Here is a 12797-nt window from a genome sequence, read left to right on the forward strand (position 1 = left end):
CATGTTGACTTAGAATGGCCGGCAACCTGATCGATACCCATTCCATGAAGGCACCCACGGACGACCGCTGGCAGGACCTGCGCCCCGACCCCGACAACGACACGCCGCTTTATCTGCAGCTCGCCCGCAAGCTCGGCGACGCGATCCACGACAACCGCTGGGCGGCCGGCGAGGCGCTGCCGTCCGAGCGCGTGCTGTCCGAAGCGCTCGGCGTGTCGCGCATCACCGCGCGCAAGGCGATCGCGCTGCTGGTCGAGCAAGGGCTGATCCGCCGCACGCAGGGCGCCGGCAATTTCATCCAGCCGCGCTACGAGGATCCGCTGTCGCGGCTGTCGAGCTTCAGCGAGATGCTCGAGCGCCGCGGCTTCAAGCCGAGCTCGCAATGGCTCGAGCGCGAGATCCAGCCGGCGAACCGCGACGAAGTGATCCAGCTCGGCCTGTCGCCGGCCGCATCGGTCACGCGGCTCAAGCGCCTGCGCCTCGCCGACGGCATCGTGATGGCCGTCGAGAACTCGACGTTTCCGGCCACGCTGATTCCCGATCCGCAGGCGATCAGCGGTTCGCTGTACAGCTATCTCGAAGCACGCGGCACGCCGATCGTGCGCGCGCTGCAGCATTTCCGCGCGGTCAACGCGAGCGACGAGATCGCGCAGCAGATGGGCATCGCGCCGCACGACGCGCTGCTGCTGATCACGCGCATCGGCTACACGGCCGACCAGCGCGCGATCGAGCTGACCGACACCTACTGCCGCAACGACTACTACGACTTCGTCGTCGAACTGCGCAGGTAGCGCGGGGCGCGCCGCCTTGGCTCACAGCCAGCGCGCGTCGTCGCTGCCGAGCGGCACCGGCGGTTGCGTGAAGCGCGGCGGCGTCGCCGACAGGCGTTCGGCCGGACGCACGGCATCGATCGTGCCGAACGGCGACGCCATCCGCTCCAGCCGGTCGCGCACGTCGTCCGGCGCGAACTCCGGCGCTTGCAGGCCGTCGGGCACGACACCGAACGATTGCAGCCAGCGCCCCGTCTGCGCGAGCGATACGCGCACGTGCCAACTGCCGCCTTGCGTCGCACGCCGCGCGAGCGCGATCATCGCGCCGAACGCCGCGAGATAACCCGTCGCGTGGTCGAGCGCCTGGCACGGCAGATGGCGCGGGCTCGCCGCACCGGCCGCGTGCTGCTCCTGCCACGCGATGCCGCTCGCCGACTGCACGAGGCTGTCGAAGCCGCGCCGCTTCGACCACGGCCCCGCATGCCCGTACGCGGACACCGACACGCAGACGATACCCGGCCGTCGCTGCGCGAGCGCCTCGGGCGCGAAGCCGCGTGCCGCGAGCGCGCCCGGGCGGTACGACTGCACGAACACGTCCGCGTCGCGCGCCAGCGCATGCAGCGCGGCGGCGCCTGCGGCGTCGCGCAGGTCGATCCACGTCGAGCGCTTGCCGCGGCCGTTGTCGATCACGAGCGACGCGATGTTCGGCAGGTGCGGGCCGTTGACGAGCAGCGTCTGCGCCCCGTGCGATGCGAGCGTGCGGCCGGCGACCGGCCCCGCGATGATGCGCGTGAGGTCCAGCACGCGTACGCCGGCGAGCGGCCGGTCCGGCTCGCCGCGGCCGATCGCCTCGACCGGCGCGTCGCCGATCCGCTCGATCTCGAACAACGGCAGCGCCGCAAGCGCGCGCGCCTGCTCGTGCGTGGCCCATTCGTCTGCGCTCCTGATCAAGGCCGCGCACAGGCCGGCCTCGGCCAGCGCGGTATCGAGCGCCGCGCCGTCCCAGGTGCGAATCGCCGCGGCGACGTCATCGGGCTGCGGGCCGCAGCCCAGCACGTCGAGAATCCCGTGCAGATGGTGCGGGAAGTTCGCGTGCAACTGGATCCAGCGCGCATCGCGCGTCGCATAGAAGCCGGTGACCGGATGGCGCGGCTCCGGCGGCGGCCCGCCGTCGACGCGCAGATAGCGCTCGCTGCGGAACGCGACGAGCGCGTCGCGCAGCGACACGTCGACACGCTGCGCGACGCCCGTGCGCAGCCGATGACATTCGGCGGCCGCGAGCCCCGCCGCCGCGATCGTCGCCGCGGCCAGCGTGCCGACGTGGAAGGTGGACGGCAACGTCGGGGCCTGCCCGGTCACGGTCACGCGAGCCAGTGCGTCGGGCTCGCCGTGTGCGAGTTGCCACAAACGGGTCAATGCGAGTTCGGGTGTCATCGTGCAAGTGCGCCGTTGGGAAAACGGAATCGAGTCTAGAATTCGCGACGGACGCGATCAATCTTGATTGCGCAAATCAACGCATAACGAATAGTTGTAGCCGGGCCGCGCTTCATGCGCACCGACAGGAGTGATCGAATGAGGTCTCTCAGCGCGCCGCAAGCCGCGGACATTCTCGGCGTCAGCATCAGCACGCTCTATGCGTACGTGAGCCGCGGCCTGCTGCGCTCGCTGCCGGACGGCGCGAGCAAGCGCCGCCGCTACGATGCGGACGAAGTGCGTCTGCTCGCACGCCGCCGCGCCGATGCGAAGCGCGCGGGCGGCGTCGCCGAGCGCTCGCTCGACTGGGGTGTGCCCGTGCTCGAATCGAGGATCACGCAGATCGCCGATGGCCGCCTCTACTATCGTGGCATCGATGCGCTCACGCTCGCCCACGACGCGACGCTCGAGGAAACGGCCGCGCGGCTATGGGATTGCGCGCCGGCGCGGCTTGCCGCTGCGTCGCTCGCGTCGACCGGTTTCGACGCCGCGCAATGGAGCGACTGGGCGCGCCGCTGGGCGCATCTCGCGCCGCTGGAGCGCACGCTGGTGCTGCTGCCGGCCGCGGCCGCATCGCTGCCCGGCCGGTGGGCGCCAGGATGCGACGCGCAACTCGACACCGCCGCGCTGCTGCTGCGCGTGACGGCCGCGGCGCTGGCCGGCGTCGCGCCGCGCGACGCGCCCGTGCATCGGCAGCTCGCCGCCGCGTGGGGCATCCGGCGGCGCGCCGACGCCGATCTGCTGCGCCGTGCGCTCGTGCTGTGCGCCGACCACGAGCTGAACCCGTCGACCTTCGCGGTGCGCTGCATCGCGTCGACGGGCACCCATCTGTTCGGCGCGATCGCGGGCGGGCTCGCCGCACTGTCGGGCCCGCGGCACGGCGGCGAGACGTTGCGCGCCGGTGCGCTGCTCGACGAAGCGGCGCACGCCGCCGACCTCGATCGCTACCTCGCGCAGCGGCTCGCGCGCGACGAGCGCAGCGAGGGCGCGCGCACGGCGCTGGCCGGCTTCGCGCATCCGCTCTATCCCGACGGCGATCCGCGCGCACGCGCGCTGCTCGATGCGCTTTGCGCGACGCAGCCCGAACGGCAGCCGCTGCGCGCAGCGGGCGCGCTGGCCGCGCGCGTCGAGGCGGCGACCGGCCTGCGGCCGACGATCGATTTCGCGCTCGCGGTGCTGGAGCGCACGCTCGCGCTGCCCGCAGGCGCCGCCTTCACGCTGTTCGCGGCCGGCCGCACGGCCGGCTGGATCGCGCATGCGATCGAACAGTATGCGGACGGCAAGCTGATCCGGCCGCGCGCGCGTTACGTCGGCAGCGACGCGCCGGGCTGACCCACGCGGCCGCGCGCAGCGTCGAGCCAGCGCCACGTGAGCGGCACAGCCTGGCGAGCGCGAGCGGCCTGCGGACCGAACGCGAACACCGCACCGCCGGCCGCCGCGCTGACCCACACGCGCATGCCGGGCAGCAGCGCCAGCGATTCGCCGGCGTGCAGCCAGTAATCGGCCGGGCGGCCCTCGATCGTCACCCACAGGTCGCCGTCGGCGACGTGCAGGTCGGTACGATCGACGATGCGCCACCGCGCGGCCGGTTCGTTGCCGTCCATTTCGTAGAGTCGCAGTTCGCGCATGGTCGCCTCCGGTCCGCGTGGTTTCGATGGCTCCAGTATTCCGGACCCGGGCACGACGCCGACAGATACGCCTGCGGACAGTTTCGGCTGAACTGTACCGGCGCGCCGGCGCACGAGCGTCCGTTCGACGCTGCTGCGGCGGCTGCCCCGTTCTGCGGGGTGCGGCGGCTTTCCCTACAATGGCGGCTGTCCCGCACCATCGGTCCACTCCATGTTCCAGCGCCCGCCCGCCGCCGCTCCCGGCGAAAAGAACCTCACCGTGATGCTCTGGCTCGTTGCAACGGGCTTCTTCATGCAGACGCTCGATGCGACGATCGTCAACACGGTGCTGCCGTCGATGGCCGTGAGCCTCGGCGAATCGCCGCTGCGGATGCAGTCGGTCGTGATCGCGTATTCGCTGACGATGGCCGTGATGATCCCCGTGTCGGGCTGGCTCGCCGACACGTTCGGCACGCGCCGCGTGTTCTTCAGCGCGATCCTCGTGTTCTCGCTCGGTTCGCTGCTGTGCGCGAACGCGCATACGCTGTCGCAACTCGTCGTGTTCCGCGTCGTGCAGGGCGTGGGCGGCGCGATGCTGTTGCCGGTCGGGCGGCTCGCGGTGCTGCGCACCTTTCCGGCCGAGCGCTATCTGCCCGCGCTGTCGTTCGTCGCGATTCCGGGATTGATCGGCCCGCTGATCGGCCCGACGCTCGGCGGCTGGCTCGTGAAGATCGCGTCGTGGCACTGGATCTTCCTGATCAACGTGCCGGTCGGCATCGCCGGCTGCGTCGCGACGTTCTACTCGATGCCCGATTCGCGCAATCCGGCCGTCGGCCGCTTCGACCTGAAGGGCTATCTGCTGCTGACGATCGGGATGGTCGCGATCTCGCTGTCGCTCGACGGCCTCGCCGATCTCGGCATGCAGCACGCGGCGGTGCTCGTGCTGCTGATCCTGAGCCTCGCGTGCTTCGTCGCGTACGGGCTCTACGCGGTGCGCGCGCCGCAGCCGATTTTCTCGCTCGAGCTGTTCCGGATCCACACGTTCAGCGTCGGCCTGCTCGGCAACCTGTTCGCGCGCATCGGCAGCGGCGCGATGCCGTACCTGATCCCGCTGCTGCTGCAGGTGAGCCTCGGCTATTCCGCGTTCGAGGCCGGGCTGATGATGCTGCCGGTCGCCGCCGCGGGCATGTTCTCGAAGCCCATCATCACGCAGCTGATCACCCGGCACGGCTACCGCAAGGTGCTGCTGGTGAACACGATCATGGTCGGCGTGATGATGGCGAGCTTCGCGCTGATGCGCGACACGGTGCCGGTCTGGGTGAAGGTCGTCCACCTCGCGCTGTTCGGCGGCTTCAACTCGATGCAGTTCACCGCGATGAACACGCTGACGCTGAAGGATCTCGGCACCGGCGGCGCCAGCAGCGGCAACAGCCTGTTCTCGCTCGTGCAGATGCTGTCGATGAGCCTCGGCGTCACGGTCGCGGGCGCGTTGCTCGCCACCTTCACCGGGATGCTGCGCACGGTGACGCCGAGCAACACGCTGCCGGCGTTTCACGCGACCTTCGTCTGCGTCGGGATCATCACCGCGGCGTCCGCGTGGATCTTCGCGCAGCTCGCGCCGGAAATCCGCGGCCGCGCGCCGCACAAGACCGATCCGTCCGAACGCGCATGATGCGCGCCCACGGGCGCCGATCATGCGCCGACGATCGCCACGGCACGCCCGCGATCGCCACGACGGCGCGTGGCGCACCATGTCGGTGCAGCGCCGCTGCATCGGGCCGCAGCGGCGCACGGCAGACAGCCGCGGCGGGCCGCCGCACGGGGCGCAATGCCGTGCATGCTTCTTGCTGACCTATTCTGTAGGTAAACTGGCAGTCTTCCTCCGGCCGACATCATGAGCATGATCGACATCGATCCCCCCGGCTTTCAGCCGCCCCGCCCCGTTGCCGGCGACGACGGCAAGCGCCGCACCGTGCTGTACGGCGCCTACACCGTATTCAGCGTGTTCCAGCCGGTCTTCTCGGTGTCGCATCGCCGCGCGATCGGCTATCACGCGTCGCTGCGCGCGCACGACGAGGAAGGCCGGCAGGTCGCGTCGCACGAGGTGTTCACGCAGGCGGCGCGGCGCGGCGATCTGCTCGAACTCGGCCGTCTCGCCGAATCGCTGCACCTCGGCAACTTCCACGCGTTCGACAGTCACGACGAATGGCTCTTCCTGAGCCTGCATCCGGCCGCGCTGATGGACACCATCTACGGCGACGCGCTGCTCGCGAACCTGAAGGCGCTCGGGCTGCCGCCGCATCGCGTGGTGCTCGAGGTGCCCGAGCAGGCCGGCGGCGAGACGCCGCGCTACGCGGCGATCGTCGACGGGCTGCGCAAGGCCGGCTTCCTGATCGCGCTCGGCGGCTTCGGCGCGAAGCATTCGAACATCGACCGCGTGTGGCATCTGCATCCGGACATCGTCACGCTCGACCGCGGCATCCTCGCGCAGGCGAGCGAACACTCGCATCTGGAACGCGTGCTGCCGGGGCTCGTGTCGCTGCTGCACGAATCCGGGCAGCTCGTGCTGATGGGCGGGCTCGCGACCGAGCGCGACGCGCTGATCGCGCTCGAGTGCGACGTCGATTTCGTGCAGGGACAATACTTCGCCGGTCCGAGTGTCGACCCGGTGCAGCCGCAGGCCGCAGCCGGCTGCATGGATACGCTGTCGGCCGCGTTGCGGTTGCGCGTCGCGCAGCGCGAGCGCACGCAGGCCGAACGGCTCGCGCCGTACGTCGCCGCGCTCGAGGAAGCGAGCCGCAAGCTCGCCGCGGGCGAACCGCTGATCGACGCGGCCGGCTGCGTGCTCGGGCTGGCCGAGACCGCGCGCTGCTTCCTGCTCGACGCATCGGGCCGCCAGATCGGCGACAACGTGCTCGCACGCGGCAGCGTTTCGCAGCGCGCGAAACGCTTCCGGCCGCTGCTGCATTCGGAAGGTGCGAGCTGGGAACGCCGGCCGTACTTCATCGAAGCGATGCGCGCGCCGGGCCGCGTACATCTGACGGCGCCGTACCTGTCGATCAACGAGGCGCACCTGTGCGTGACGGCGTCGATCGCCGCGCCGGCCGCGCAGGGCATGCAGGTGCTCTGCGTCGACATCAACTGGGAAGCGGCGCTCACCCGCGCATGAACGCGCGGGCCGCGCTCATGCCGTGGCCGTGCGGCGCGCGATCAGCCGGTGCACGCGCTTGCCTGACGACGCACTGACCACTTCGTGCTCGTCGAGCACGTCCATGCCGGCGCCGAGCGCGGCACGCATGCGCGCCGCATCGAGCGGCGTATAGAGCCGGCCGCGGTCGTCGCGCAGCGCGCCGTTGCCGGCGACTCGCCAGCTCAGATACAGCGTGCCGCCGGGCATCAGCAACGTGGCCAGCCGCGCAACCGCCGCGGCCGCATCGGCATGCTCGAGGTGCATCACCACCGTCTCGCACAGCACGTTGCGAAACGCGCCGGACGGCACGCCGTCGAGCGCCGGCAGCGCGGCGAGCTCGAACGTCAGCGACGGATGCGACGCGCGCGCCTCGGCGAGCAGCGCGGCGCTCGCGTCGTAGCCGCGCACGTCGTATCCCTGCGACGCGAGCCACGCGGCGTCGCGCCCGACGCCGCAGCCGACGTCGGCCGTCGGCCCCGGCGTAAAATACTGCTCGAGCAGCGCATACATGTCGTCTGGCGCGGCCTGGTCGAGCCAGTCCTGCGCGAATTGCGCGGCATGCGTGTCGTACGCATCCAGAGTCGGGCGATCCACCATGGCGATTGCTCCACGTAAGCGTCGGATGACGCACCCAGCATCTTAGCCGCTGCGCCGCGCGCACGATACGCGGCCGCAGCAGCCGGCCGGCGCCGCCCTTTCGCCCTTGCACCCTTGCCGCGCGGGCGACGCTCACACGTGCGAATGCGCGCCGCCGCGCAGCGGCCCGGCGCGCCGCTCGACTTCGCGGCGCAGGTCGCCGCGCAGGCCGGCGAAAAACGCCACTTCGGCGACGACGAACAGCGGCCCGACCGCCAGCCCGATCAGATCGTCGACGAACGCGGGCTTGCGTCCCTCGAACCAATGACCGACGAACTGCACGATCCAGCCGACCACGAACGCGCCGATGCCGATGCCGAGCCAGCGCGCCGTCGGCAACAGCGCGACGGTGTGCGCCGCCCACAGGCCGACGGCGAGCAGCGCGGTCATCGCGAGCCCGAAGCGCAGATCCAGGCGCAGGTAGAACGCCGCGAACGCGGTCGCGAACAGCAGCGCCGGCGACCCCGCGACGCCGGCCAGCGTGCCGAGCAGCGGCCGCGACAGCAGCACTTCGACCGCGAACACGATCAGCGGAATGCCGACCAGATGGGTCGCGATGTTGCGCACGTCGCGGTGGTAGGCCGCATACTGGGACAGGTGGTCTTCGAGGGTCTTCATCGCGTCTCCTGAACGGTCATCGAGCGCTATGATGCGCGTCACGCCCGAGAACCTCTGTCAGCTATCCGACATCGCGCCGCCATGACCTCGTCGCTCGCCCCGTACCTGCCGCAACTCGAAGCGCACCCGTGGTTCGCCGCGCTGCCGCCGGCGTTGCGCGCGGCGCTGCTCGAGCGCGCCGCGCTGCGCCGCCTGCCGGCCGGCCATCCGCTGTTCCGGCGCGGCGATCCGCCGTGCGGGCTGTATGCGGTGCTGAGCGGCTCCATCACGATAGGCGCCGTCGACGCGCACGGCAAGGAAGCGCTGCTGACGGTCGCCGAGCCCGTCACGTGGTTCGGCGAAATCGCACTGTTCGACGGCCTGGCGCGCACCCACGATGCGGCCGCGCTCGACGACACGCTGCTGCTGCACGTGCCGCAGCCAGCGCTGCTCGCGATCCTCGACGCGACGCCGCAATACTGGCGGGAGTTCGCGCTGCTGATGGCGCAAAAGCTGCGGCTGAGCTTCGTGTCGGTCGAATCGCTGAGCATGATGACGGCCGCGCAGCGGCTGGCGGCGCGCCTCGCGATGATCGCGGACGGCTACGGCGGAGTCAGCGTCGGCCGCACGCGGGTCCGGCTGTCGCAGGAGAAGCTGGCGGCAATGCTGTCGCTGACGCGGCAGACCACCAACCAGCTGCTGAAGGCGCTGGAAGCGGACGGCGCGGTGCGGCTGCACGTCGGCGAAATCGAAATCGTCGACCTCGACGCGCTGCGGCGCGCCAGCGGACTGCCCGACGACATGCCGTGACGGCGGCTGCGGCCGCGTGCATGACGCCGCCGCGCTATCGCAGCGCCGCATTTCCGTCGTTACGGCATCGCACTATCCCGCTATCGTGGCGACGCCTCCCCTCTCACCTCTTGCCCGAATCCACTCTTGAACCACGACACCTCGACCGTCACCGCTGCACCGCGCCACGCATGGCCCGTGTTCGTCGCGTTCCTGCGGCTTGGCCTCACGTCGTTCGGCGGCCCCGTCGCGCACCTCGGCTACTTCCGCGAGGCGTTCGTCACGCGGCGCGGCTGGCTCAGCGAGCGCGCGTATGCGGATCTCGTCGGCCTGTGCCAGTTCCTGCCGGGCCCGGCGAGCAGCCAAGTCGGGATGGCCATCGGGCTGTCGCGCGCCGGCTATGCCGGGATGTTCGCCGCGTGGCTCGGCTTCACACTGCCGTCCGCGCTCGCGATGACGCTGGTCGCGCTCGGCATGCACGCGGCCGGCATGCCGATCGCGACCGGCGCGCTGCACGGGCTGCGGATCGTGTCGGTCGCGGTGATCGCGCAGGCGGTGTGGGGCATGGCGCGCACGCTGTGCCCGGATGCGCGCCGCGTCACCCTGATGGCGCTCGCCGCGTGCGTCGCGCTGTTCGCGCCGGCCGCATGGCTGCAGGTCGTCGTGATCGCGGCGGCCGGCGCGGCCGGCCTCGTGCTACTGCCGCAGCCCGAGCGCGGCGCGCACGAGCCGTTGCCGCTGCACGTCTCGCACCGCGCGGGCGCGTTGTGGCTCGTGCTGTTCGCCGCACTGCTCGTCGCGCTGCCGCTCGCGGCCGATGCGCTCCATTCGCACGCGCTCGCGGTGGTCGACGCGTTCTTCCGCACCGGTGCGCTGGTGTTCGGCGGCGGCCACGTGGTGCTGCCGCTGCTGCAGGCCGCCGTCGTCGCGCCGGGCTGGGTCGGCGATTCGGCGTTTCTGGCCGGCTACGGTGTCGCGCAGGCGGTGCCGGGCCCGCTGTTCACGTTCGCAGCGTTCCTCGGCGCGGCGCTGCGCGATGCGCCGAACGGCTGGCTCGGCGCAACGCTCGCGCTCGTGTCGATCTTCGCGCCGTCGTTCCTGCTGGTCGCGGGCACCGCGCCGTTCTGGGAACGCCTGCGCCGCAGCACGCGCATGCAGGCGGCGCTCGCGGGCGTCAATGCGGCGGTGGTCGGGTTGCTGCTCGCCGCGCTGTATCAGCCGGTATGGCGCGAGACGATCGTGTCGTCGCGCGATTTCGCGGCCGCGCTCGTCGCGTTCATTGCGCTGGTGTTCTGGCGCGTGCCGCCGTGGGCCGTCGTGATCGCGAGCGCGGCGCTCGGCTGGGCGGCGACGACGTTGATCTGATCCCGCGCCGCGTGAGGCGCAGCGCGACGGAAAACGAAAAAGCCCTCGAAGCGTTCCGTTTCGAGGGCTTTTAGCTGGAGCGCACGGCGCGCCGTGACGGCGCGCGGCACCTGCGGACTTACGCGAAGTTCTTCGCTGCGAAGTCCCAGTTCACGATGTTCCAGAACGCTTCGACGAACTTCGGACGTGCGTTGCGGTAGTCGATGTAGTACGCGTGTTCCCACACGTCGATCGTCAGCAGCGGCTTGTCGGCCGTCGTCAGCGGCGTCGCGGCGTTGCTCGTCGACACGATGTCGAGCGAACCGTCGGCCTTCTTCACGAGCCATGCCCAGCCCGAACCGAACGTGCCGACCGCAGCCTTCGTGAAGGCTTCCTTGAATGCGTCGTACGAACCCCACTTCGCGTTGATCGCGTCGCCCAGCGCGCCCGACGGTGCGCCGCCGCCGTTCGGCGACAGGCTGTTCCAGAAGAACGTGTGGTTCCAGATTTGCGCGGCGTTGTTGAAGATGCCGCCCGACGACTTCTTCACGATCTCTTCCAGCGGCAGGTTTTCGAATTCCGTGCCCGGGATCAGATTGTTCAGGTTCGTGACGTATGCCTGGTGATGCTTGCCGTAGTGGTACTCGATCGTCTCTTTCGAGATGGTCGGCGCGAGTGCGTCTTCTGCGTACGGGAGCGGCGGGAGCGTATGAGCCATGGCAATTCCTTCGTTGAGTATGTAGGGGGGCTGTGTTGAATGCTGCCGAGCGTCCGATTGTAGGCGAGTCCGAATATCCCCGCAAACTCACGGGTATTCGTCCGCCGTATGCGGAAAATCGGCGCTGGCGCTGCATCCGGCGGGATAGCGGGCAAGCCGATGCGGCGCGCAGTATCCGTTCCTGCCGCGCGCACGGCGCACGCGTGCGCACGACGTGCGCAGCGCAGCCGCCGCGGCGGTCAGATCGTATCGGTGAGCCGCGGCTGCACGTCGGCGAGCGACACGTCGGCGGAGCCTTCGGCGAGATGCACGGTCAGGCGCCGCTGCGGCTTCAGCGCGCTCGGCGAGCGCACCGCACGGCCCGTCTGCGCGTCGATCAGCGCCGCGTAGCCGCGCTCGAGCGTGCGTTGCGGGCTCAGCACCTCGAGCCGCGCCGCGCACGCCGACACGCGCGCGCTGTCGCGCTCGTGGCGGCGCTGCAGCGCGACCGCGAGACGCTGCGACAAACCGGCGAGCACGTGACGCGCCTGCGCCGGATCGGGACGCGCGCGTTGCCAGCGCAGCTGCGCGAGCGCGAAGCGCGCACGCGCGTCGCGCACCGGGCGCGACGCCGCCGACGCGAGCCGCGCGGCCAGTTGGTCGACGTGGACGCGTTGCCGCTGCAGCCGCTCGGCCGGGCTGACGAGCCGGCGCGCGAGCCAGTCGAGCTGCTGCGCGCGCTGCTCGAGCCCGCGCGCGACGCAGCGCGCGAGCGCACGCTGCCGCTCGCTCAACTCTCGCAGCAACAACGCGCGCTGCGGACTCGCGAGCTCGGCCGCGCCGGTCGGCGTCGGCGCGCGCACGTCGGCCGCGAAGTCCGCGATCGTGAAATCGGTTTCGTGGCCCACGCCGCAGACGACCGGCAGCTCGCTCGCGGCGATCGCCCGCGCGAGCGCTTCGTCGTTGAACGACCACAGATCCTCGATCGATCCGCCGCCGCGACACACGAGCAGCACGTCCACCTCGTGCCGCGCGTTCGCGGTCTGCACGGCCGCGACGAGCTTCTCGGCGGCGCCCGCGCCCTGCACGGGCGCCGGGTAGACGATCACCGGCAGATGCGGCGCGCGGCGCGCGAGCGTGGTCAACACGTCGCGCAGCGCGGCCGCCTGCAGCGACGTGACGATGCCGATCGCGCGCGGATGCACGGGCAACGGCCGCTTGCGCTCGGGCGCGAACAGCCCCTCGGCCTCGAGCTGCGCCTTCAGGCGCAGGAACGCCTCGTACAGGCGCCCCTGTCCGGTGCGCCGCACGGCCTCGACGTTGAGCTGCACCTCGCCGCGCGGCTCGTACATCGTGACGACCGCGCGCACCTCGATGCGATCGCCCTCGCGCGGCGTGAATTCCGCATACTGCGCCCGGCCGCGAAACATCACGCAGCGCATCTGCGCCTGCTGGTCCTTGATCGAGAAATACCAGTGCCCGCTCGCGGCGCGCGTGAAGTTCGACACTTCGCCCGCGATCCACAGCAGCGGAAACGAGCGCTCGAGCATCGTCGAAATCGCCCGGTTGAGCGCCGAAACGGGGATCACTTCGTCGCCGCCGCGCGAGGCGCCGGGCGCGGAAAAAGGAGTATCGGAAGGCATGAGCGGTCGGATGAATGCTGGCGGCGACACGATAGTCCGACACGCGCGCCG

The 12797-nt window shown here is 70.9% G+C and carries 12 protein-coding genes; 6 read left to right on the forward strand and 6 right to left on the reverse strand.

The window, feature by feature from the left end:
* The first annotated feature begins 44 nt into the window (after positions 1-44).
* A complete protein-coding gene (locus tag MYA_RS11235; protein ID WP_034192708.1) occupies positions 45-791 on the forward strand; it encodes a GntR family transcriptional regulator in 747 nt (248 codons plus the stop codon).
* A gap of 21 nt (positions 792-812) precedes the next feature.
* Here MYA_RS11235 and MYA_RS11240 read toward each other — a convergent pair whose 3' ends face one another.
* Positions 813-2204, reverse strand: a complete 1392-nt coding sequence (locus tag MYA_RS11240) for a CoA transferase (protein WP_014723503.1) — start codon at positions 2202-2204, stop codon at positions 813-815.
* A gap of 138 nt (positions 2205-2342) precedes the next feature.
* Between MYA_RS11240 and MYA_RS11245 the strand changes: the two genes are divergently transcribed.
* Complete coding sequence (locus MYA_RS11245) at positions 2343-3575, forward strand: citrate/2-methylcitrate synthase (protein ID WP_014723504.1); 1233 nt, start codon at positions 2343-2345, stop codon at positions 3573-3575.
* Here the strand turns inward: MYA_RS11245 and MYA_RS11250 are convergent.
* Positions 3548-3871: a DUF2917 domain-containing protein gene (locus tag MYA_RS11250; protein WP_014723505.1), complete on the reverse strand. Its 324-nt coding sequence runs from the start codon at positions 3869-3871 to the stop codon at positions 3548-3550. The genes MYA_RS11245 and MYA_RS11250 overlap by 28 nt on opposite strands.
* Before the next feature lie 211 nt (positions 3872-4082).
* On the opposite strand from MYA_RS11250, the gene mdtD reads away from it, so the two are divergent.
* Complete coding sequence (gene mdtD / locus MYA_RS11255) at positions 4083-5522, forward strand: multidrug transporter subunit MdtD (protein ID WP_014723506.1); 1440 nt, start codon at positions 4083-4085, stop codon at positions 5520-5522.
* A 222-nt stretch (positions 5523-5744) separates the two neighbouring features.
* Positions 5745-7019 (forward strand): EAL domain-containing protein, encoded by a 1275-nt coding sequence (locus MYA_RS11260; protein ID WP_011885794.1) that lies wholly within the window; start codon positions 5745-5747, stop codon positions 7017-7019.
* 15 nt (positions 7020-7034) lie between these two features.
* On the opposite strand, the gene MYA_RS11265 is transcribed toward MYA_RS11260, so the two are convergent.
* Together MYA_RS11265 and MYA_RS11270 are read right to left on the reverse strand one after the other, a co-directional pair.
* Positions 7035-7637 (reverse strand): class I SAM-dependent methyltransferase, encoded by a 603-nt coding sequence (locus tag MYA_RS11265; protein ID WP_014723509.1) that lies wholly within the window; start codon positions 7635-7637, stop codon positions 7035-7037.
* Positions 7638-7769: 132 nt separating this feature from the next.
* The gene (locus MYA_RS11270; protein ID WP_011885796.1) at positions 7770-8294 is read right to left on the reverse strand and encodes an Mpo1 family 2-hydroxy fatty acid dioxygenase; all 525 of its coding nucleotides are present in this window, start codon (positions 8292-8294) and stop codon (positions 7770-7772) included.
* An 81-nt stretch (positions 8295-8375) separates the two neighbouring features.
* Here MYA_RS11270 and MYA_RS11275 point away from each other — a divergent pair, with 81 nt between their 5' ends.
* Both MYA_RS11275 and chrA read left to right on the forward strand, forming a co-directional pair.
* Positions 8376-9083, forward strand: a complete 708-nt coding sequence (locus MYA_RS11275; protein ID WP_011885797.1) for a Crp/Fnr family transcriptional regulator — start codon at positions 8376-8378, stop codon at positions 9081-9083.
* A 126-nt stretch (positions 9084-9209) separates the two neighbouring features.
* On the forward strand, positions 9210-10427 hold the full coding sequence (chrA, locus tag MYA_RS11280; protein ID WP_014723510.1) for a chromate efflux transporter: 1218 nt from the start codon (positions 9210-9212) through the stop codon (positions 10425-10427).
* A gap of 118 nt (positions 10428-10545) precedes the next feature.
* Here the strand turns inward: chrA and sodB are convergent, their stop codons facing one another.
* The gene (gene sodB / locus MYA_RS11285; RefSeq protein ID WP_014723511.1) at positions 10546-11124 is read right to left on the reverse strand and encodes a superoxide dismutase [Fe]; all 579 of its coding nucleotides are present in this window, start codon (positions 11122-11124) and stop codon (positions 10546-10548) included.
* 239 nt (positions 11125-11363) lie between these two features.
* Positions 11364-12746, reverse strand: a complete 1383-nt coding sequence (xseA, locus tag MYA_RS11290) for an exodeoxyribonuclease VII large subunit (RefSeq protein ID WP_014723513.1) — start codon at positions 12744-12746, stop codon at positions 11364-11366.
* Positions 12747-12797: the final 51 nt, after the last annotated feature.

This window comes from Burkholderia sp. KJ006 (genome assembly GCF_000262695.1).
Taxonomy (GTDB): domain Bacteria; phylum Pseudomonadota; class Gammaproteobacteria; order Burkholderiales; family Burkholderiaceae; genus Burkholderia; species Burkholderia vietnamiensis.

Coding starts and splice junctions, on each gene's coding strand:
- MYA_RS11265 (WP_014723509.1), bottom strand. CDS start 7,637: ATGGTGGATCGCCCGACTCTGGATGCGTACGACACGCATGCCGCGCAA.
- sodB (WP_014723511.1), bottom strand. CDS start 11,124: ATGGCTCATACGCTCCCGCCGCTCCCGTACGCAGAAGACGCACTCGCG.
- MYA_RS11245 (WP_014723504.1), top strand. CDS start 2,343: ATGAGGTCTCTCAGCGCGCCGCAAGCCGCGGACATTCTCGGCGTCAGC.
- MYA_RS11260 (WP_011885794.1), top strand. CDS start 5,745: ATGAGCATGATCGACATCGATCCCCCCGGCTTTCAGCCGCCCCGCCCC.
- MYA_RS11250 (WP_014723505.1), bottom strand. CDS start 3,871: ATGCGCGAACTGCGACTCTACGAAATGGACGGCAACGAACCGGCCGCG.
- mdtD (WP_014723506.1), top strand. CDS start 4,083: ATGTTCCAGCGCCCGCCCGCCGCCGCTCCCGGCGAAAAGAACCTCACC.
- MYA_RS11275 (WP_011885797.1), top strand. CDS start 8,376: ATGACCTCGTCGCTCGCCCCGTACCTGCCGCAACTCGAAGCGCACCCG.
- MYA_RS11235 (WP_034192708.1), top strand. CDS start 45: ATGAAGGCACCCACGGACGACCGCTGGCAGGACCTGCGCCCCGACCCC.
- MYA_RS11240 (WP_014723503.1), bottom strand. CDS start 2,204: ATGACACCCGAACTCGCATTGACCCGTTTGTGGCAACTCGCACACGGC.
- xseA (WP_014723513.1), bottom strand. CDS start 12,746: ATGCCTTCCGATACTCCTTTTTCCGCGCCCGGCGCCTCGCGCGGCGGC.
- MYA_RS11270 (WP_011885796.1), bottom strand. CDS start 8,294: ATGAAGACCCTCGAAGACCACCTGTCCCAGTATGCGGCCTACCACCGC.